Source organism: Azospirillum brasilense, assembly GCF_008365405.1.
In the GTDB taxonomy this organism is placed as follows: domain Bacteria; phylum Pseudomonadota; class Alphaproteobacteria; order Azospirillales; family Azospirillaceae; genus Azospirillum; species Azospirillum brasilense_D.
In genome coordinates this window covers 140,053-158,507 of record NZ_QOKV01000013.1, presented here as the reverse complement: position 1 = coordinate 158,507, position 18,455 = coordinate 140,053, and the positions used below count along the sequence as shown (strand labels likewise).

Sequence of the window (18,455 nt, the reverse complement as noted above, 5' to 3'; positions counted from 1 at the left end):
GGTGGGGCATGGAGAAGACGGCGTTCACCGCGACCTTCACCGGGATGATGTCGGCCTTCCTGATCTGGGCGGCCCATTTCGCGGCGGTCTACGGCATCAACGGGCTGATCTGCGCCCGCGAATGGGACGGGGTGGAATTGTACGGCCACCCCGTCGCGGTGGTTCTGATCCTCGGCGCCACGGCGGTCGCCCTGCTGCTGGCCGCCGGCGTGCTGGCGGCGGCGCTGTGGGGCGCCGCGCCGGGCCGGCGGGCCAGCGAGGACCCACGCCGCTTCATCCGCCTGTTCACCGCGCTCGCCGCTGCGGGATCGCTGGTCGCCATCCTGTGGAACGGGCTTCCCGCCCTGCAGGTGCCGGCCTGCGGCTGACCCGGTTGTCTCACTCCGGGATCAGCCCTCGGGAATCAGGCGCCGGTAGAGGTGCCATGTGGCGTGGCCGAGCACCGGCATGACGATCACCAGCCCGACGAAGGCGGGCAGCGAGCCGAGCAGCAGCCCGCCCGCCACAATCAGGCCCCAGAGTGCCATGGGCTCGGGATTCCTCAGCGTCGCGCGGACGGAGGTGCGGATGGCCGTCGCCACGCCGACCCGGCGGTCCATGAGAAGCGGGAAGCTGACGACGCTGATCGCCAGCGCCAGAACGGCGAACAGGAAACCGACCCCGATCCCCAGCACGATCATCGCCCAGCCGGCGCGGGTGGTGAACAGCGCCTGGGTGAAGGCGCTCCAGCCCTCCGGCGCCAGCGGGGCGAGGGTGGCCATGTAGATGAGCTGCGCCGCCACCAGCCACAGCAGGAACACCGCCGTCAGGATCGCCCCCATCGCCAGGATCGCCCCGAAGGCCGGGGAGCGCGCCACCGCGAAGGCGTCCACCCAGGACACGCGGTCACCCCGCTCGCGCCGGCGGCTCATCTCGTACAGGCCGACCGCGGCGAAGGGGCCGATCAGCACGAAGCCGGAGGCCAGCGGGAACAGCAGGTGCAGCGCGTTCTCGTTGAACACCACCTCCGCCAGCAGCAGTCCGACCAGCGGGTAGATCAGGGCGATGAAGAGGACGTCGGTCCGGCAGGCCATGAAATCATGAAGCCCCTTCCGCAGCGCGTCGCGCAGGTCGTCGCTGCGGATGCGCCGTACCGTGGGCTCCAGCGCCGCCCGTTCCCGCGCCGGCGGGGCGATGGCGTGGCCCGCTTCGGCCAAGCCGTGGGACCAGGATTTGAAATGGGCCGCTCCCCATTCCGCAGGGTTTCGGATGGTCATGTCCGTTCCTCCCGAACCGTTCGTTCAGGGAGCGCGAGCCCGCCCGTGCCCGGTCGCGGCCTTCGCTGTCGCGGCCCGGCGGTCACAGGAGGTCCCGCGCCCCGCCATGCACGGATGATACGCCGACGAATGGTTGGTGGGACTGTTCATTGGGGGAGGGGAGGGCGCCGGGGGGCGCCGGGTTTTCCGGAACCGGCGTTTGTCCTATTGTCCTGACCGTACGGAGAAGACACCGGGGATGGGAATGGCGGAAGAGAACAACCGCAAGGCCGTGCTGGCCCGCATTCATGGCAAGGTGCAGGGCGTGTGGTACCGTGGCTGGACGGTGGATACGGCGAACCGGCTGGGGCTGGCCGGCTGGGTGCGAAACCGTGGCGACGGCACGGTGGAGGCGCTGTTCGCCGGTCCGGCGGACGTCGTCGACCGGATGCTGGAGGCCTGCCGCCGCGGCCCCTCCGCCGCCATGGTCGGCGACATCGCCGTGGAGCCGGCCCGCGATCCCGGCCCGGGAGTGTTCGAGCAGCGCCCGACGCAGTGACGGCGGGGCGGGATGGTTAGCCTTCTGTTAGCCATACGCGGCTAGGCTGTCGGGTGCGGATGGGGGGGCAAGCGGACAGGGATGAGCGGCAAAAGGCCAGAATCAGCGCTCCGGCTCCTGCGCGGCACGCTTCTGTCGCTCGGCATGCTGACGACCGGAGCCGCCTGGGCCAAGGGGCCGCTCGACCGGACCGAGCCGGGGCACATGCCGCCGGTGCCGCCCGGCGGCTACGACCTGCCGCTGTCGCCACCGGTGGTTCGGTACCCCTTGCCGCCGCAATGGGTGACGATCCGCTCCACCCAGGACTGGCGGCACGCCGGAACCTTCGAGAAGGAGCTGAGCAAGGCCTGCGCCTCCCGCCAATTCCGGGAACAGATGCCCATGCGCTACCGCGCCATCTTCAAGGGCGAGGTTCTGGGCGTCGCCTTCGGCCATGGCCTGAACCTGCACGATCCGAAGAAGCAGGCGAACCGAAAGCTGATCTACCTGTTCCGCAACGGCGACAGCACCGGCTGCACCATCGTGTCAATCACCAACGAGGATTTGCGCGTCCTGAACGACGCCCAGTCTGCCGGGGCGCCCACCGGGACGCCGAAGCGGTAAAGGTCATTTCCCTTCCTGCCCGCCGCCGAACACCTGCGCGAAGCTGGCGATCAGGGCGGCGTCCACGTCCCCCATGGCGACAAGATGGCCGAGCGCCACGATGGAGGTCACCCCATGCTCGCTGATGCCACAGGGGACGATGCCGGCGAAGTGGGACAGATCCGGCTCCACGTTCAGGGCGACGCCGTGGAAGCTGACCCAGCGGCGCACCCGCACGCCGATCGCGGCGATCTTGTCCTCCTGGCCGGGCGCGCCGCCGTAGGGTTGCTTGTCCACCCAGATGCCGACCCGGCCCTCCCGCCGTTCGCCGCGGATGTTGAAGGCGGCCAGCGTGCGGATCAGCCAGTCCTCCAGATCCTGGACGAAGGCGCGGATGTCGGCGCCGCGCGTCTTGAGGTCGAGCATCACGTAGGCCACGCGCTGCCCCGGCCCGTGATAGGTGAATTGCCCGCCGCGCCCGGCCTGATAGACGGGGAAGCGGCCAGGCTCCAGCAGGTCCTCCTCCCGCGCGCTGGTGCCGGCGGTGTAGAGAGGCGGATGCTCCAGCAGCCAGACCAGCTCCGGCGCGGTGCCGGCACGGATGGCCTCGACGCGCGCTTCCATCTCGGCCAGCGCGTCGGGGTAGGGGACGGGCGTGTCGCTGATGCGCCACTCCACCGCCCGCCCGGAAGCGATGGCGGTATCGGCGTCGGGACCGGGGGCGGCGGAGGGCGGAACGGGGGCGGTGAGGTCGGTCATGCCGACGTTATGAACTTTCTTTGGCAAAAACGCGAGACGCCGCTTGATCGGGCGTTGGGGATCTGCTATTCCCCCGCTCCACCCGATGAGGGGAGCAGTTCCCTCCTCGGTTCTACCAGCCTTGTGCGGTCGTGGCGGAATTGGTAGACGCGCAGCGTTGAGGTCGCTGTGGCAGAAATGCCGTGGAAGTTCGAGTCTTCTCGACCGCACCATCCTCCCTCCGGGAGGAACGAGATGTTGAAAGGGCGCCCGTCATACGGCGTCCTTTTGTTTTTTCGCGCGAAGCAGGGGCCGACAAACAGCCCAAGGCGGGGGAAGCGGTTCCGTCAGCCAGGACCAGCCCGGATGCCCGTGACATGAACCTTCCTCTCCATTTGTCGCTCGCCGAGGCGGAGGCGCGGCACTTGGTCGACGGCGATGGGCATCCCATCGTGGAGTCGCGCGAGTTGTTGCCGGCGCGGGAGATCGAGGTCGCGCCGCTGGCTTTCGGCGACACGGATTTCTCGCATCGCCGGGTTTTCGAGCGTCCCTACGAGGGGGCATGGTGCGAGTCGGTCTACCGCTCGGCGCCGGTGCGGCTCTACCGGCTCCGCGGCGCCCTGGTCCATTCGTCGTCCGGCATCGTCATGCTCAGGCCGGTGGACCAGACCACCGGACAGACCGGGCTTTGCCTGCTTGATGAAACCATCCAATACATCGAACTGGCGGAGCATGGCATCCATCTCGACCGTGATGTCGGCTCGATTTCAGTGTCGAGCGAAAAGTTCAGCCGGTTGCAGAATCGCGCCGTTCACCTTCTCGCACCGGGTGGAGCTTATAATTATTACCATTGGAACATCGATGTGATGTCCCGTTTTTCCGTCCTGCCGGAAAAGTACCTTGATGATGTCCTTCTTGTTCCGCCCTTGCGGTGTCAATTCCAGTGGGATTTTCTGAACGGCGTCGCGAGCCGCCGGGCGGTGCGGCTTCAGGCAGTCCATGCGCCGGAAACCGTCGAAGTGGACGAGTTGATTCTCATACCCAACATTGGCGATTTCGGTCATTTCCCGCGCCCGGAGCAGTTGCGCGTCTTCGCCTCTTCCGGCTTGGGTGCGCCGTCGACGGCGACTGGCCGCCGGTTGTACATCGCGCGCCGGAACGCGGAGCATCGCCGATTGCTGAACGAACAGGAGGTCATCACCCTCCTGGAAGCGGCCGGTTACGAGATTCTCGAATGCGAGACGCTTCCGCTCGCCGAACAGGCGCAGCGATTTGCCGAGGCGTCGCACATCGTGGCTCCGCACGGTGCGGGCCTGACCAATGTGGTTTATTGCGACAGCCGCGCGGCGCTGTGCGAACTGCAGATGGATCTGAACGTGAACTGGCTGTTCCGGCGGTTGGGCAATCTCAAGGGCATCCGCTACGGATGTGTGGTCGGTGAGAACGACGGCCCCTGGGAGCCGTTGCGGCCTCACAACAAGGCGTGGCGCCTTCCGGTCGACCGGTTGGCTGCGGTTCTGAAGAGGGAGGGCTTCCTGTAACGCCGGGCCGCCTCCTCAGCGGAACTCCACATACTGGTCGAGCGCCACGCGGCGCATGGTCTGCACAATGTAGGGTTGCGCATTGTGCACGGTCACCAGTCCCTTCGCGTCGCGGCAGCGGTTGGCGAGGACGAACAGCATGCCGATCGCCGCGGAGTCCAGGAAGGTCATGTAACGCAGGTCCAGCCGCACCTCGGGCCGCGCGCCGATGTCCCAGTCCGCCAGCAAATCATGAAACTTGCGGCTGTCGTCGTAGGTGAAACGCCCCGACAGCATGATCCCTTCCTGACCGTCGATGTCGGTGTAGGCGTACTCCATCGTCACATCCGTTGGCCGGTGGTGTCTGTTTTTCGCTGCCTGCGCGGGGAGAAAAGCCACGCGCGCATTATGGGTGCACGAATTGCGCAGCCCACGCAAGCATTGCGCGAGGGTCTGGAGAAGCCGGAGCGGCCCGCCGCGCTGGACAAAACGGCGGCACACCTATATTCGGTGGGCGCCCCGGCGGGAACCCGCAAGGGCTCCCCACCAACCCGCAAACGCCGGTGCGCCATGGTCGGCCGATCGCAGGACCATGCCGTCACGCCGCATTGCCATCGTACAGGGAGGGTGCCGCCATGCACACCGACCGCCAGGAACCGGATCGTATCCAGGACGATGTGCCGCACCCGGCCGAACGCCCCGATCCGCCCCGCGAGGACGGCGAGGAGGAGCGCGCCTATGGTGTGGAGCCGGAGTTCGTCGAGGAGGTCGTCGAACGGCTGCACGCCGGACGGCGCGACGATCTGCGCGCCGAGCTGGACACGCTGCATCCCGCCGACATCGCGGATCTGATCGAGCAGCTCGGCCACGACGACCGGGAGGCGCTGGTCGGCGTCCTGCGCCCGGACTTCGACGGCGAGGTGCTGAGCTACCTCAACCCCGATCTCCGCGAGGAGATCGTCGAGCTGTTCGAGCCGAAGGAGCTGGCCGCCGCCGTCGCGGAGCTGGACACCGACGACGCCGTCGACGTCATTGAGGACCTGGACGAGGACACCCGGCGCGAGGTGCTGGAGAATCTGCCGGCCGCCGACCGCGCGCTGGTCCAGGAGAACCTGACCTACGACGAGTACACCGCCGGCCGCCTGATGCAGCGTGATCTGGTGGCGGTGCCGCAGTTCTGGACGGTGGGCAAGACCATCGACTATGTGCGCGCCGCCACCGACGAACTGCCGGAGGACTTCTACGACATCTTCGTCGTCGATCCGATGCACCGGGTGGTCGGTGCGGTGCCGCTGTCGCGCCTGCTGCGCCAGAAGCGGTCGGTCCGCATCGCCGATCTGGTGACGGAGGAGGTGGACACCATCCCCGCCACTATGGACCAGGAGGAGGTGGCGAACCTGTTCCGCCAATACGCCCTGGTCTCCGCCCCCGTGGTGGACGCCGGTGGGCGGCTGATCGGCGTCATCACCGTCGACGACGTGGTCCACATCATCGACGAGGAGGCCGAGGACGACATCGGCAAGCTGGGCGGCGTCGGCGACACCTCGATCTACCGCTCGGTTCTGGAAACCTCGCGCTCGCGCATTTCCTGGCTGGGGCTGAACCTGTTCACCGCCTTCGCGGCGGCGGGCGTCATCTCGCTGTTCGAGGCGACCATCGAGCAGATCGTGGCGCTGGCCGTGCTGATGCCGATCACCGCCTCGATGGGCGGCAACGCCGGGACCCAGACGCTGACCGTGGCGGTGCGCGCCCTGGCGACACGCGAGCTGTCGTCCTCCAACGCCCCCCGCGTGGTGGGTAAGGAGGTGCTCGTTGGGCTGCTCAACGGCGCCGTCTTCGCCACGCTGGTCGGGGCCATTGCCGCGACGTGGTTCGAGCCGATGATCGGCTTGGTCATCGGCTGTGCCATGGTCATCAACCTGTTCGTCGCCGGCCTGTGCGGGGTGCTGATTCCCATCGGACTGGACCGGCTGGGCGTCGATCCGGCGGTGGCGAGTTCGGTCTTCCTGACCACCATGACCGACGTCATCGGGTTCCTGTCCTTCTTGGGGCTGGCGTCGCTTTTGTTGTTGTGACCAACGAAAAGGGGCTTGCCAAAGGCGGTCCTCTTCCGGATGATCCGGGCATTGGCTGGGGTGCCGTGCGGGATGCGCTCGTGCGGCTGAGATCACACCCATCGAACCTGTCTGGATAATGCCAGCGAAGGGAGCCGCCGCATGGTATCCGCGCCCTTATTTCATTCTGATTCCGCGAAACCCACCGTCGCCGTGATCGGCGCCGGGGTGGTCGGCCTCTCCATCGCCTGGAGGCTGGCCGCCGCCGGCTGCCGGGTCGAGGTCTTCGACCGTGGCGCCGCCGGCCGGGGCGCCAGCCACGCCGCGGGCGGCATGCTCGCCGCCTGCGTGGAGACCGAACCCGGCGAAGAGAGCCTTCTGCCGCTGACCCGCGCCTCGCAGGACCTGTGGCCCGCCTTCGCGGCGGAGCTGGAGGCCGCGTCCGGCATGGCGGTTGACCTGCGCGACGAAGGCACGATGGTCATCGCGCTGAACGCCGACGACGCGGCCAAGGTGCGCTTCCTGCACGACTTCCAGACCAAGCTCGGCCTGCCGGTGGAATGGCTGAGCGGGGCGGAGGTGCGGCGGCGCGAGCCCTATCTCCAGCCCGGCGTGGCCGGCGCGCTGTTCTGCGCCGGCGACCATCAGGTCGACAACCGCAAGGTCGCCGCCGCCCTGCATGCCGCCGCCCTGCGGGCCGGCGCCGTGGTGCACGAGTATGCCGAGGTGTCCCGCATCGAGATCCGCGGCGGCCGGGCTGTCGGCGTCCAGGTCGGCGACCGGCTGTTCGAGGCCGACCGGGTGATTCTGGCCGCCGGGGCGTGGTCGGGCTGGATCGACGGGCTGTCCCCGGCGGTGCGTCCGCCCGTGCGCCCGGTGAAGGGCCAGATGCTCTGCCTGCGCATGGACTCCCGGCTGCCGCTGCTGCGCCATGTGGTGTGGACCCCCGGCACCTACCTGATCCCGCGGCTGGACGGGCGGCTGCTGGTCGGCGCCACGACGGAGGAGCGCGGATTCGACGATCGGCTGACCGCCGGGGGCCAGTTCGCCCTGCTGGAGGGGGCGTGGCGTGCCCTGCCGGGCATCGCCGAACTGCCCATCGAGGAAGCGTGGGCCGGCTTCCGCCCCGGCACCCGCGACGACGCCCCGATCCTCGGCCTCTCGGAGGTAGAGGGGCTGGTCTATGCCACCGGGCACCACCGCAACGGCATCCTGCTGACCCCGGTCACCGCGGAGTCGATCGCGCGGCTGATCCTGACCGGGGAGACGGATTCGGTGATCCGCCCCTTCGCGCTCGACCGCTTCGCCCAGCCCAAGGGAGCCGCGGCATGAGCGCCCGCATCCGCGTCAACGGGCGGGAGGAGGACCTTGCCGTCCCCACCGTAGCCGCCCTGCTGGCCGGGCGGGGAATCGCCGCGGGCACGCGCGGGGTCGCCGTCGCCCTCAACGGCGCCGTCCTGCCGTCCCGCCGCTGGGAAGAGACGCCGCTGTCCGCGGGGGACGCCCTGGAGATCATCCGCCCCGTGCAGGGCGGCTGAGCGCAGGGCATTCCCAATCAAAGGCATTTTCCCTCTCCGGCCCCGGGAGAGGGTGGCCCGAAGGGCCGGGTGAGGGTCATGCGAGGATCAATGCGCTGATTCTTGGCGGCACTCTCACCCTTCCCACGCTTCGCGCGGGCCCCTTCCCTCTCCCGAGGCGGGAGAGGGCATATCAATCGTCGAGGACACACCCATGAACGACACGCTCACCATAGCGGGCCGTGAGTTCCGCTCGCGCCTGTTTCTCGGCACCGCCGGCTATCCGAACCAGCAGGTCATGCTCGACGCGCTGGAGGCCAGCGGCAGCGAACTGGTCACGCTGGCCATCCGCCGCATCAGCCTGGACGGCTATTCGGAAAGCCTCGTCGACGTCATCGGCGACCGCGCCGGGCTGCTGCCCAACACCGCCGGCTGCCTGACCGCCAAGGAGGCGGTGCTGACCGCGCAGCTCGCCCGCGAGGCGCTGGGCGTGGACTGGATCAAGCTGGAGGTCATCGGCGACCGCGAACTGCTCTATCCCGACGTCGAGGAACTGCTGCGCGCGACCGAGGAGCTGGTGGCCGATGGCTTCACCGTTCTGCCCTACTGCAACGACGATCCGGTGACCTGCCGCAAGCTCGCCGACCTGGGGGCGGCGGCGGTGATGCCGTTGGGCGCCTTCATCGGCTCGGGGCTGGGCATCCGCAACCCGCACGCCATCGAGACGATCTGCGCGCGCAGCCCGGTGCCGGTGGTTCTGGACGCCGGGATCGGCACGGCGTCGGACGCCGCCCTGGCGATGGAGCTGGGCTGCGCCGCCGTCCTGCTGAACACCGCGGTGTCGAAGGCGCGCGATCCGGTGCGCATGGCGGCGGCGATGCGCGACGCGGTGGCGGCGGGGCGGACGGCCCGTCTGGCCGGGCGCATGCCGAAACGCGCCTTCGCCGAGGCGTCGAGCCCGCAGCTCGGCTTGATCGGAACGTAAGGCTGGCGCAGGGTAGGGGCCGTCCGATTTGAACCCCCGAAAACGATCAGAGAGACCCGAGACGTGCCCAAGATCTTCGAACCGCGCGACCCGGACTGGGAGGCGCGCTGCCGCGCCAGCTTCGAAATCCAACCGATCTGCAAGACACTGGGGATCGAACTGACGTGGCTGGAGCCCGGCTTCTGCGAGATGCGCCTGCCGTTCCGCGCCGACCTGACGCAGCAGCACGGCTTCTTCCACGCGGGCATGGTCAGCACGCTGGCCGACAACGCCGGGGGCTACGCCGGCTACACGCTGATGCCGGCGGGCAGCGAGGTCCTGGCGGTGGAGTTCAAGGTCAACCTGATGTCGCCGGCCAAGGGCGAGGTGATGATCGCCCGCGCCCGCGTGCTGAAGCCGGGCCGCACCCTGACCGTCACCAGCGTCGAGATTTCCATGCTCGACGGTGGCATGGAGAAGGACTGCGCCATCATGCAGCAGACCCTGTTCTGCCAGGCCCCCGCCTGACCCGTCCCAACCCCTTCCATCCGATCCAGGAGGTTCGCATGCCGCTGTCGCGTCTTCTCGGTGCCGCATTGGTCGCGGGCGCCGCCACCCTCATCCTGGCCCAGCCGGCCTTCGCCCAGAAGAAGGAGCCGCCGGCCTGCGGCGCCGTGTCCTTCCGCGCCATCGCTCCCGGCGCGCCGGATGGCGAAACCGACGCCGGCCTCTACAAGTCCCGATTCGGCAAGATCGAGGTGAAGGCCGAGGTGAAGGGCGGGCAGGCCACCAACTACTACATGGTGCTGAACGGCAAGCGCATCGACGCGTCGGCCAACCCGCCCAAGGCCGCGGATTCCTGCCTGACGTCGAAGAGCGTCAAGCTGCCCTACCAGAAGCAGGCGGCCGGCGCCTGCACCGGCAACCGCTTCCGCGTGGTGATCGACCGCTCCGGCAAGCAGCCGGTGGCCCTGTTCTTCGGCCTGCACGGCGACGATTGGGCCTATTGCAGCGGCACGACGCTGGAAAAGGGCGCCTGACGAGAGGCTTCGCGACCGGGAGACCGCGCATGACCGGCACCATCGCCCATCTATTCGCCGCGGGATTGTTCCTGCTGCTGACGCATTTCGGCATTTCCAGCACGCCGCTGCGCGCGGCGCTGGTCGGACGGCTGGGCGAGAAGCCCTATCTCGGCCTCTATTCGCTGATCTCAGCGCTGGCCTTCTGGTGGCTGGCGGCGGCCTACAACGCGGCGCCCTCCGTGCCGTTGTGGCCGCCCGCCGGCGGGCTGGCCTGGGTGCCGGTCCTTCTGGTGCCGGCCGCGCTGTTCCTGCTCGTCGCCGGCCTTTCCACCCCCAATCCGACCTCGGTCGGGCAGGAGACGCTGCTGACCGGCGACCGGGAGCCGGTCCGCGGCATTCTGCGGGTGACGCGCAACCCGTTCCTGTGGGGCGTCGGGTTGTGGGCGGTCGCCCATATGGTGCCGAACGGCGATCTCGCCTCGCTGATCCTGTTCGGCACGCTCGCCCTGCTGGCGCTGGGCGGCAGCGTCCTGATCGACGCGAAGCTGGCGCGGCGGCTGGGGGCGGCGTGGGACCGCTACGCCGCACGCACGTCCAACCTGCCCTTCGCGGCGATCCTGGCCGGGCGCCAAAGCCTCGTCTGGCGAGAGATCGGCTGGTGGCGCCCGGCGGTGGCTCTGCTGGCCTATGGCGGGCTGCTGCATCTGCACCGGATGCTGTTCGGCGTGTCGCCGCTGCCCTGGTGACGGTCCGCCTTCACCCTTAGCCCGCCGCTCTCAGAACGTCATGCCGCGCACCTGATCGCGCAGCGTGTTGCGGGCGGTGTCGGCCTCCTTGCGGGCGGTGGTCAGCTCGCGGGACAGACCGTCCAGGCGGGTTTCCTGCTCGCCCATCTTGGCGATGGTCCGCTTGAACAGGTCGCTGTCGCGCGGCAGCGTGGCGAGGTTCTGGCGCAGCCGCTCCTGCTCCTTGCTGATCTCCGCCTGTTCGCGCTCCAGGTCGGCGACGCGGCGCTCCTTGTCGGCGACGGCGCCGCGCAGGGTCGCAACCTTCGCCAGGGCCTCGCGCGCCGCGGGCGGCAGTTCCGTGGAGGAAGCGTAGGCCCGCACCTGCTCCGGCGACATCTCCGAAATGCCGAACCGTTCGATCCGCGGGCGCTCCAGAGCGACGGCCAAGGTCACCGTCTGGCCGGCGGGCACCGCCACCGGCAGGCGGTAGGCGTCGGCGGTCAGGTCCGGGGCGGCTCCGCCCGTCGCCCCGCCCGTGGGCTGCACCAGTTCCCAACCGGAACGCCGCGGGTGCTCGACGATGACGGTGCGGTCCTCGCCCGCCGCGCCGGCGATCCGGTAGGTGGTGGTCTGGCGGTCGGTCACGGTCAGCTGCAGCACCCCATCGGCCAGGGTGGCGCGGGACAGGGTGCGGCTCGGCTGCTCGGAGCGGTCCACCGTCACCGCCTGATCCACCGCGAAGCTGAGGATTCGGCTCTCGCCCGCCGGAAGCGTGGCCAGCCGCGCGTCGCCCACATAGGCGGCGGCCCCGCCCAGCCGCTCATAGAGCGTCAGCACGCCCGGCGGCAGGCCGGTCTCGCCCGAGTCGCCGTTGCTGAGGCGCAGCGCGGCCAGCGGGTGGCGCGGCTGGGTGTTGGGCTGGTAGAGCGACAGCCGCTCCGCCGGGATGGCGCGGGCGGTGATCGGCATCATCATCGTGCCGCCGTTGGCCAGGGTCACCGGCTGCGGGTAGCGGAACAGCACCTGTGCCGTCGCCTCCGTGCTTTCGGCGGGGGTGGTCTCCGCCGCGCGCTGCGGCATCGCCCCGGCGAAGGGCGCACTCATGGCCGGCGCCGGGGCGGGCGGGGCGGCCATGGCGGTGGGGGCGCCGGACTCGGTGGCGGCGCGCGAGCGGACGGCCGGTTCCATGGCCTTCGCCATCGCGTCGGCGGCCACGGCCCCCTCGTCGGGGGGAGGCAGGACGCGGCCGAGCACCTCCACCGGCACCTCCGGCCGATTCACGAAATAGGCGGAGTAGAGCGCCTGCCGGAAGGTGACCGGATTGCCCGAGGCCACCGACAGCTCCACCCCCTTCCAATCGTCGCCGCTGAGATTTTCCAGCACGGCCCAGCCCTGCAGGTCGCCGGTGCCGCCCTCGCTCCCCTTCGCCGATCCGGGCGCCGATTCGGGCAGGGTCAGGCGGTAGGTCGCCTTCCACAGCGGGGCGGCCACCACATAGGCGACGCGCACGGTGCGCTCGGCGTCCGCGTCCGCGTCCGTCTGCGGGGCGGTGGTGCGGATGGTCAGGCGCCGCCGCTCCTTGCCCGCCGCTCCAGCGACCGCGGCCAGCGCGGTGTCGAGCTGCTCCTGCACCCGCGGGTCGGCGAAGCGCAGGGAATCGGTCTCCTCCAGGACGAGCTGGCGCAGCCCCTCCGCGGTCATCAGGCTGACCCGGTTGCGGGTGACGGTGCCGCCGCCGTTGGGAAGCTGGGTGTATTCCTCGGTCACCGAGAGCAGCCGGCCCGACACCGCGCGGGAGCCGCTGGTCTGCACCTCCGCCCCCTTCATCGCGTTCAACAGGGCGGTGGGGGAGGCGAGATCCTCCGGCGTGAAGGGCAGCTCGCGGAAGGCGGTCTCCAGCGGCTCCTGCCCCGGCAGGTCCACCGTGCCGATGCCGCCGTGGTCGTCGTAGACCACGATGCTCTTCAGCACGTCGTCCACCTGATCGCGGCGCACCTCCAGGGTCAGCGCCGCGTCGCCGGACACGCGCGCCTCATGCTCGAAATAGCCGACGCCGCCGGTGGACAGCAGCACCCGCTTCAGCGACAGCGCTCCCGGCGGCTGGTCCGCCGCCAGGGCGGGCGCGGCCAGCAGCGGCACGGCGAGGGTGAAGAGGGCGGCTTTCGTGATCCCGGACATGCGGGTTTCTCCCGTTATGGACGATTGGGCGTTCTTGGCCCGGCTGATTGGACCCGGCTGACTGAGCCCGACTGATTGGCCCGGCTTACGCTTTGATTTGGGAAAGATTTGGGCAGGCGGAAAGGACCGAACCGCGCCGACATGCCGCGGAACCGCCGCTGGTCAGGGTTTGTGCGGATTCGGCCCTCTGTGACATAAAGGTGCCAAGTCGGTTTTGCTGACTATAAAGAACACGAACAATAAAGGGAGGGGAGAGCCATGAATCCTGGCGAGAGCGGAGCTGAAGGGGTGGCCGGCGGCTGGCGGGGGGACGGCGTTCGGGCCGTCGTGGCCGGCAGTGTGGCCGGGGCCGCGGGTGCTCCGGACCGGCGGTGGGTGTTCGTGTCCGGCACCTCCGGCTTCGATGCGGAGCGTCGGACGATGGCCGGCGACGTGGAGGAGCAGGCACGCCAGACCCTGCGCAACATCCGCCGGACGCTGCGGCGGTCGGAAGCGGACTTGTCGGATGTGGTGCGGATGCGGGTCTATCTGGCGGACGCCGCGGACTTTCCTCGGGTTCAGCCGATCCTGGCGGAGGAGTTCCGCGACCGCCCGCCCATCGGCACGACCATGGTCTGCCCGCTGGCCGACCCGCGCATGAGGATCGAGATCGAGGTCACCGCGCGCTGTTGAGCGTTTCGCATCTCCGGCTCAGGGCTCGCCGACCAGCGTGCGCGCCGATTCGATGTGGCGGCGGGCCTCGCTCAGCAGCGCGCGGTGCTGGGCCAGCGCTTCGCGGATCGGCAGGCGGCTGTTGTAGACGCGCACCTCGTTCAGCAGGCGGTCGGCGCGGTCGAGATGGGCCATCCGTTCCAGGCACTGGTCGAGCACGAGCATCGTCATTCCCCTTCGGTGCGGGCTTTTGCCTTTCGCCTCGCGGCTGAGAGGAATAAACCAACCTGTGATGACCGCGTGATTTCAGGAAACCGGCTTTTTCGTTTCGTTCGCACGGTGGGATGTTTCAGCCGATTCACCCAGCGGTCGTGCGGCGAGTGCCTGTTACGGGCTTGTAACCGATTGCGTGCACCCATGGCGGTGAGCTATGAAGAGGACGGGAGGTAACGGCCATGCACATTCTCGCGGTCGATGATGACGAGCCGGTGCGCGAACTTCTGGAGTCCTATCTGGCTTCGGAAGGCTATCGCGTGACCACCGCACCGGACACGGCCGCGGCGAAGAAGGCGTTGGAGAGCGACTCCGTCGATCTGGTGGTCTGCGACCTGCGGCTTCCGGACGGCGACGGGCTGGGGCTGGTCCGTCAGATCCGCACCGAATCGCACATCCCCGTCATCATTCTGTCGTCGAAGGACCAGGATGTGGACCGCATCGTCGGTCTGGAGCTTGGCGCCGACGACTATCTGACCAAGCCGTTCAACCCGCGCGAATTATTGGCTCGCATCAAGGCCGTGCTGCGCCGCGTCTCCGGCGAGGGACGCCCGCCGCGCAGCCCTGACGACCTGCGCGCCGTTGTGCAGTTCGCCAATTGGGAGCTGGACCTGACCGCCCAGCGCCTGCGCAGCCAGGATGGGCGCGAGGTCGAGTTGACCAAGGCGGAGTTCGGCCTGCTCGCCGCCTTCGTGAAGCGCCCGCAGCGGGTGCTGACCCGCGACCAGCTGCTGGACCTGACCCGCGCCGACGGTGCGGAGGTGTTCGACCGTTCCATCGACGTGCTGATCCTGCGCCTGCGCCGCAAGATCGAGGCGAATCCGAAGGAGCCGCGCATCATCAAGACCGAGCGCGGCGCCGGCTATGTCTTCGACGCCAAGGTGAAGACGGTCTGATACCGAAGGCGTTTGATGGCTTTCATCAAACGCTTTCGGTTCAAACCCGACAGCACATGGCGCAGCCATGTGCGAAAGGGTCATACGGCCGGCCGATCATGGGACTGTTCATGCGCCGGCCGTATGAGTCCCGTCCAGCCGTCGGCGGCTGGACGGAACCTTCGGCGCGCGCTAGCCTTTCCGGAAAAGCAGAACCGGGAGGAACCGCGGATGGCCGACCCCATCGATTTCTACTTCGACTTCGCCTCGCCCTACGGCTATTTCGCCAGCCGCCGCATCGAGGAGCTGGCTGCGGCGCATGGCCGCACCGTCACCTGGCGCCCGATCCTGCTCGGCGCCATCTTCAAGGTGACGGGGATGAAGCCGAACCTTCAGCAGCCGTTGCGCGGCGAGTATCTGGTCCATGACGTGGGCCGGATCGCCCGGCTGACCAACGCGCCCTTCACCTACCCCGATTCGGCCCCCGCCAACAGCGTCGCCGCGTCGCGCGCCTTCTACTGGCTGACTGACGAGCATCCCGAGCAGGCGAAGCTGCTGGCCCGCACCCTCTACCACGCCCATTGGGGGGAGGGGCGCGACATCGGCCCCGCCGAAGCGGTGGTGGAGATCGCCGGCAGGCTCGGCCACGACCGGGCGGCGGTGGCCGCAGCCCTCCAGGACCAGACCGTCAAGGACCGCCTGCGCGCCGAGAACGACGCGGCGGTGGACCGCGGAGTCTTCGGCTCCCCCTTCGTCATCGTCGACGACGAACCCTTCTGGGGCTGGGACCGGCTGGACATGGTGGAGCGCTGGCTGAGCACGGGCGGCTGGTAATCCCGTTAGGGGAGGGCGGCTGAAAGTCCTGCCATCGGGACCGGCGGTGGCGCTATAAGGTGGGCACCTCCGACAACCGGTTCGCGCATGGACCAGATCCTCCCCGACCGCCGCCCCAGCAAGGCCGCCGGCCCCGCCCATACGTCCCGGCCGCGCGCACGCCGGTCCTGGCTGACCGGCGCGGTGCTGACCGCGCTGATGCAGGGAATGATCGCCCTGTCCATCCGCTCGGTGTCGGGCGATCTGGCCATCGCCCTGCTGGGGTCGGTCGGCCTCGTCGTCGGCGCCTTCCACTATCTGTTTCCGGGAAGCCAGTTCTTCAGCCTGGCCCTGGCGAACTTCATCGGCGTCTACGCCTGCGTCTTCGTCTTCTTCCTGGAAAGCAACTTTCACAGCATCCCGTCGCACATCCAGGCCGCCGCCTTCGCGATCCCGCTGATCGCCTTCCTTGGGGGTGCGTGGTGGCGGGCCAACACGATCCGCAGCATCGTGATGTCGCGGCGGTTGCGCGACGGCGGGCATTTCGACCGCATCTTCCTGTGGATGGCCCCGGTCTGGGGCATCGGCGCGCTGACCTTCCTGCTGCCGGGGCGGGAGGTGTCGCCGGAGATGCTGACGGCGATCTTCCTGCTGTCGATGTCGGCGATCGGAGTCGTCGTCGCCCTCGTCGCCCGCGACATCGCCGTCTTCCTGCTCGACGCCGGGCTGCTGTTCGAGGGCTTCTTCCAGCAGGCGGCCCGGCTGGTGCTGCCGGCCTTTGCCTTTCTGACCTTCTATTCGCTGTGCATCATCATGTTCGGCGCCTTCTACACCATCCTCGACCGCTTCATGGTGGAGCCGAACTTCATCATCGACGGCGTGCGCCGCGACCTGACCTTTCCGGAGGGGCTGTACTTCTCGCTGGTCACCTTCGCCACGGTCGGCTACGGCGACATCCACCCGGTGACGGGGGCGGTGCGGCTGATCTGCGGGGTCGAGATCGTGATGGGCGTCCTGCTCCTGCTGTTCGGCTTCAGCGCCATCATCGGCCACGCCGCCCCGCGGGACCGCCGCGACCGCGACGGTCCATTGTAAGGCGGGTCAGGGAGCGAGGAACACCGTCTCGGCCTGATGAGCCACCCCGTCCGACAGACGGGTCAGGGTGAGGGTCAGCGGCGTGGAGCCGGCCACCGCGGCGCCCGCCGGGGCGCGGACATGGATGCGGTGGGTCTGCACCGTGTCGGGTTCGGCGCCCAGCACCGGCGCCGCGCCATCGGCACTCCCGCCGCCGGCCGCCGTCACCGTGGCGCCGCGGGGGCCGGAGACCGTCAGGCGGTAGCCCTGCGGGGCGCGGGTCATGTTGGAGATCTTGACCGTGTAGCTGTTCTGGATCGCGCCGTCGGACAGGGTGACGTAGAGCGGCGCCCGGTCGCGCAGGACGGAAACGTCCACCGTCGGCTCCAGCAGCACGCCCAGCGTCATCATCCCGCCGACCACCAGCATCACCAGCGAATAGATGATGGTGCGCGGGCGAACCAGCCGGTAGGGCTCCGGCTTGCGGGCCACCGCCTTGGCCTCCTGGGCGGACTGGGTGTCGTAGCGGATCAGCCCGCCGGGGCGCCCGATGCGGGCCATCACGTCGTCGCAGGCGTCGATGCACAGGCCGCAACTGATGCAGTCCATCTGCAGGCCGTCGCGGATGTCGATGCCGGTCGGGCAGACCTGGACGCAGGCCTTGCAGTCAATGCAGTCGCCCAGCCCCTCGGCGGAGCGCTCCGCCCAGCTCTGCTCCTTGCGCAGCGGCGCGCGGCCGTCGCCGCGCCAGTCCTGATAGGTGACGGTGAGGCTTTCATCGTCCAGCAGGGCGGCCTGGATGCGCGGCCAGGGGCAGACATAGACGCACATCTGCTCCCGCATGAAGCCGGCCATGGCGTAGGTGCAGGCGGTCATGAACAGGATCCAGCCGGTCGCCACCGGCCCCGGCTGGAAGCGCAGCAGGTCCGCGACGTAGCCCGGCGCGTCCACGAAGTAGAAGAGGGCCGAGGCCCCGGTCGCCAGGGCGATCAGCAGCCAGACCGCGTGCTTGGCCGTCTTCTTGGCCAGCCAGCCGGCGTTGCGCGGGCCCTTGTCCAGCCGGATGCGGGCGCCGCGGTCGCCTTCGATCCATTCCTCCACCTTCACGTAGAGGTCAGTCCACACCGTCTGCGGGCAGGTGTAGCCGCACCAGACGCGGCCGGCGAGCGCCGTCGCCAGGAACAGCCCGACCGCCGCCAGGATCATCGCGCCCGTCAGGTAGTAGATGTGCTGCGGCCAGAGTTCGAGGGCGAACAGGTAGAAGCGCTGGCTGTCCAGATCGAACAGGATCGCCTGGTTCGGCAGGCCGGCGCCGCGGTCCCAGCGCAGCCAGGGCAGCAGCATGAACAGCGCCAGCAGGCCCACCATCAGCGCCGACTTGATGCGGCGGAACCGGCCGCGCGCCGCCTTCGGGTAGATCTTCTGGTGCGGTGCGTAGAACGGAGCCGGGGTCGAGGAAGCCGGGGTGGAAGGGGCCGGAGCGGAGGGCGGCGGGGGAAGGCTGGACGAGCGGGCGAGATTCTGCATGGCGTGCCTCTGCGCAAACATCCGCACCACCCGAGCGGTGGCCTGCGGCATGGCGCCGACTGTATGCCTTCAATCGCCACATCCGCAAGCGCGATTGAATGCATTCAATGGAGGACGTGTATGGAAAATCCTGATTTTTCGGGAG

General features: G+C 69.1%; 21 protein-coding genes, 1 tRNA gene and 1 riboswitch. Of the genes, 16 read left to right on the top strand and 6 right to left on the bottom strand.

Annotated features, from left to right (window positions below):
* Positions 1-8 precede the first annotated feature (8 nt).
* Entirely contained in the window at positions 9-368 is a 360-nt protein-coding gene (locus tag DS837_RS19795) for a hypothetical protein (protein ID WP_149166331.1), read from the top strand.
* Positions 369-389: 21 nt separating this feature from the next.
* Here DS837_RS19795 and DS837_RS19790 read toward each other — a convergent pair whose 3' ends face one another.
* On the bottom strand, positions 390-1,256 hold the full coding sequence (locus DS837_RS19790) for a DUF2189 domain-containing protein (protein WP_149166330.1): 867 nt from the start codon (positions 1,254-1,256) through the stop codon (positions 390-392).
* A gap of 244 nt (positions 1,257-1,500) precedes the next feature.
* Here DS837_RS19790 and DS837_RS19785 point away from each other — a divergent pair, with 244 nt between their 5' ends.
* Together DS837_RS19785 and DS837_RS19780 are read left to right on the top strand one after the other, a co-directional pair.
* On the top strand, positions 1,501-1,794 hold the full coding sequence (locus tag DS837_RS19785) for an acylphosphatase (protein WP_149166329.1): 294 nt from the start codon (positions 1,501-1,503) through the stop codon (positions 1,792-1,794).
* Positions 1,795-1,875: 81 nt separating this feature from the next.
* Entirely contained in the window at positions 1,876-2,397 is a 522-nt protein-coding gene (locus tag DS837_RS19780) for a hypothetical protein (RefSeq protein ID WP_247890037.1), read from the top strand.
* Between the two features lie 3 nt (positions 2,398-2,400).
* Here the strand turns inward: DS837_RS19780 and lipB are convergent, their stop codons facing one another.
* Positions 2,401-3,135: a lipoyl(octanoyl) transferase LipB gene (gene lipB, locus DS837_RS19775; protein WP_149166328.1), complete on the bottom strand. Its 735-nt coding sequence runs from the start codon at positions 3,133-3,135 to the stop codon at positions 2,401-2,403.
* A gap of 125 nt (positions 3,136-3,260) precedes the next feature.
* Here lipB and DS837_RS19770 point away from each other — a divergent pair.
* Both DS837_RS19770 and DS837_RS19765 read left to right on the top strand, forming a co-directional pair.
* A tRNA-Leu gene (locus DS837_RS19770) sits at positions 3,261-3,347 on the top strand.
* Positions 3,348-3,491: 144 nt separating this feature from the next.
* Positions 3,492-4,655: a glycosyltransferase family 61 protein gene (locus tag DS837_RS19765; RefSeq protein WP_149166327.1), complete on the top strand. Its 1,164-nt coding sequence runs from the start codon at positions 3,492-3,494 to the stop codon at positions 4,653-4,655.
* Between the two features lie 15 nt (positions 4,656-4,670).
* Here DS837_RS19765 and DS837_RS19760 read toward each other — a convergent pair whose 3' ends face one another.
* Positions 4,671-4,973, bottom strand: a complete 303-nt coding sequence (locus DS837_RS19760; RefSeq protein ID WP_014199893.1) for an STAS domain-containing protein — start codon at positions 4,971-4,973, stop codon at positions 4,671-4,673.
* Between the two features lie 296 nt (positions 4,974-5,269).
* On the opposite strand from DS837_RS19760, the gene mgtE reads away from it, so the two are divergent.
* From mgtE to DS837_RS19725, 7 genes are all read left to right on the top strand, one after another.
* Entirely contained in the window at positions 5,270-6,709 is a 1,440-nt protein-coding gene (gene mgtE, locus DS837_RS19755; protein WP_149166326.1) for a magnesium transporter, read from the top strand.
* Between the two features lie 46 nt (positions 6,710-6,755).
* A riboswitch (TPP riboswitch) is annotated at positions 6,756-6,859 on the top strand.
* Positions 6,851-8,020: a glycine oxidase ThiO gene (gene thiO, locus DS837_RS19750; RefSeq protein WP_149166325.1), complete on the top strand. Its 1,170-nt coding sequence runs from the start codon at positions 6,851-6,853 to the stop codon at positions 8,018-8,020. (Overlaps the previous riboswitch by 9 nt.)
* Positions 8,017-8,226: a sulfur carrier protein ThiS gene (gene thiS, locus DS837_RS19745; protein WP_149166324.1), complete on the top strand. Its 210-nt coding sequence runs from the start codon at positions 8,017-8,019 to the stop codon at positions 8,224-8,226. The genes thiO and thiS overlap by 4 nt, the downstream gene beginning before the upstream one ends.
* A 193-nt stretch (positions 8,227-8,419) precedes the next feature.
* Positions 8,420-9,190 carry a thiazole synthase gene (thiG, locus tag DS837_RS19740; RefSeq protein WP_149166323.1) on the top strand — a complete coding sequence of 257 codons (771 nt, stop codon included), beginning with the start codon at positions 8,420-8,422 and terminating at the stop codon, positions 9,188-9,190.
* A 63-nt stretch (positions 9,191-9,253) separates the two neighbouring features.
* On the top strand, positions 9,254-9,697 hold the full coding sequence (locus tag DS837_RS19735) for a PaaI family thioesterase (protein ID WP_149166322.1): 444 nt from the start codon (positions 9,254-9,256) through the stop codon (positions 9,695-9,697).
* A gap of 38 nt (positions 9,698-9,735) precedes the next feature.
* Entirely contained in the window at positions 9,736-10,209 is a 474-nt protein-coding gene (locus DS837_RS19730; protein ID WP_149166321.1) for a hypothetical protein, read from the top strand.
* Positions 10,210-10,238: 29 nt separating this feature from the next.
* Positions 10,239-10,937, top strand: a complete 699-nt coding sequence (locus tag DS837_RS19725) for an NnrU family protein (protein WP_149166320.1) — start codon at positions 10,239-10,241, stop codon at positions 10,935-10,937.
* Positions 10,938-10,967: 30 nt separating this feature from the next.
* Here DS837_RS19725 and DS837_RS19720 read toward each other — a convergent pair whose 3' ends face one another.
* Positions 10,968-13,097 (bottom strand): hypothetical protein, encoded by a 2,130-nt coding sequence (locus tag DS837_RS19720; protein WP_149166319.1) that lies wholly within the window; start codon positions 13,095-13,097, stop codon positions 10,968-10,970.
* 258 nt (positions 13,098-13,355) lie between these two features.
* On the opposite strand from DS837_RS19720, the gene DS837_RS19715 reads away from it, so the two are divergent.
* The gene (locus DS837_RS19715; protein WP_149166318.1) at positions 13,356-13,769 is read left to right on the top strand and encodes a Rid family hydrolase; all 414 of its coding nucleotides are present in this window, start codon (positions 13,356-13,358) and stop codon (positions 13,767-13,769) included.
* Positions 13,770-13,787: 18 nt separating this feature from the next.
* Here the strand turns inward: DS837_RS19715 and DS837_RS19710 are convergent, their stop codons facing one another.
* On the bottom strand, positions 13,788-13,979 hold the full coding sequence (locus DS837_RS19710; RefSeq protein WP_247890036.1) for a hypothetical protein: 192 nt from the start codon (positions 13,977-13,979) through the stop codon (positions 13,788-13,790).
* Positions 13,980-14,203: 224 nt separating this feature from the next.
* Between DS837_RS19710 and DS837_RS19705 the strand changes: the two genes are divergently transcribed.
* The 3 genes from DS837_RS19705 to DS837_RS19695 all read left to right on the top strand — a co-directional run bounded on the left by DS837_RS19705 (position 14,204) and on the right by DS837_RS19695 (position 16,804).
* The gene (locus DS837_RS19705; protein WP_109072303.1) at positions 14,204-14,917 is read left to right on the top strand and encodes a response regulator; all 714 of its coding nucleotides are present in this window, start codon (positions 14,204-14,206) and stop codon (positions 14,915-14,917) included.
* A 210-nt stretch (positions 14,918-15,127) separates the two neighbouring features.
* On the top strand, positions 15,128-15,730 hold the full coding sequence (locus DS837_RS19700; protein WP_149166317.1) for a 2-hydroxychromene-2-carboxylate isomerase: 603 nt from the start codon (positions 15,128-15,130) through the stop codon (positions 15,728-15,730).
* 87 nt (positions 15,731-15,817) lie between these two features.
* Positions 15,818-16,804 carry a potassium channel family protein gene (locus tag DS837_RS19695; RefSeq protein WP_149166316.1) on the top strand — a complete coding sequence of 329 codons (987 nt, stop codon included), beginning with the start codon at positions 15,818-15,820 and terminating at the stop codon, positions 16,802-16,804.
* Between the two features lie 6 nt (positions 16,805-16,810).
* On the opposite strand, the gene ccoG is transcribed toward DS837_RS19695, so the two are convergent.
* A complete protein-coding gene (gene ccoG, locus DS837_RS19690) occupies positions 16,811-18,310 on the bottom strand; it encodes a cytochrome c oxidase accessory protein CcoG (RefSeq protein WP_149166315.1) in 1,500 nt (499 codons plus the stop codon).
* Between the last annotated feature and the right edge of the window lie 145 nt (positions 18,311-18,455).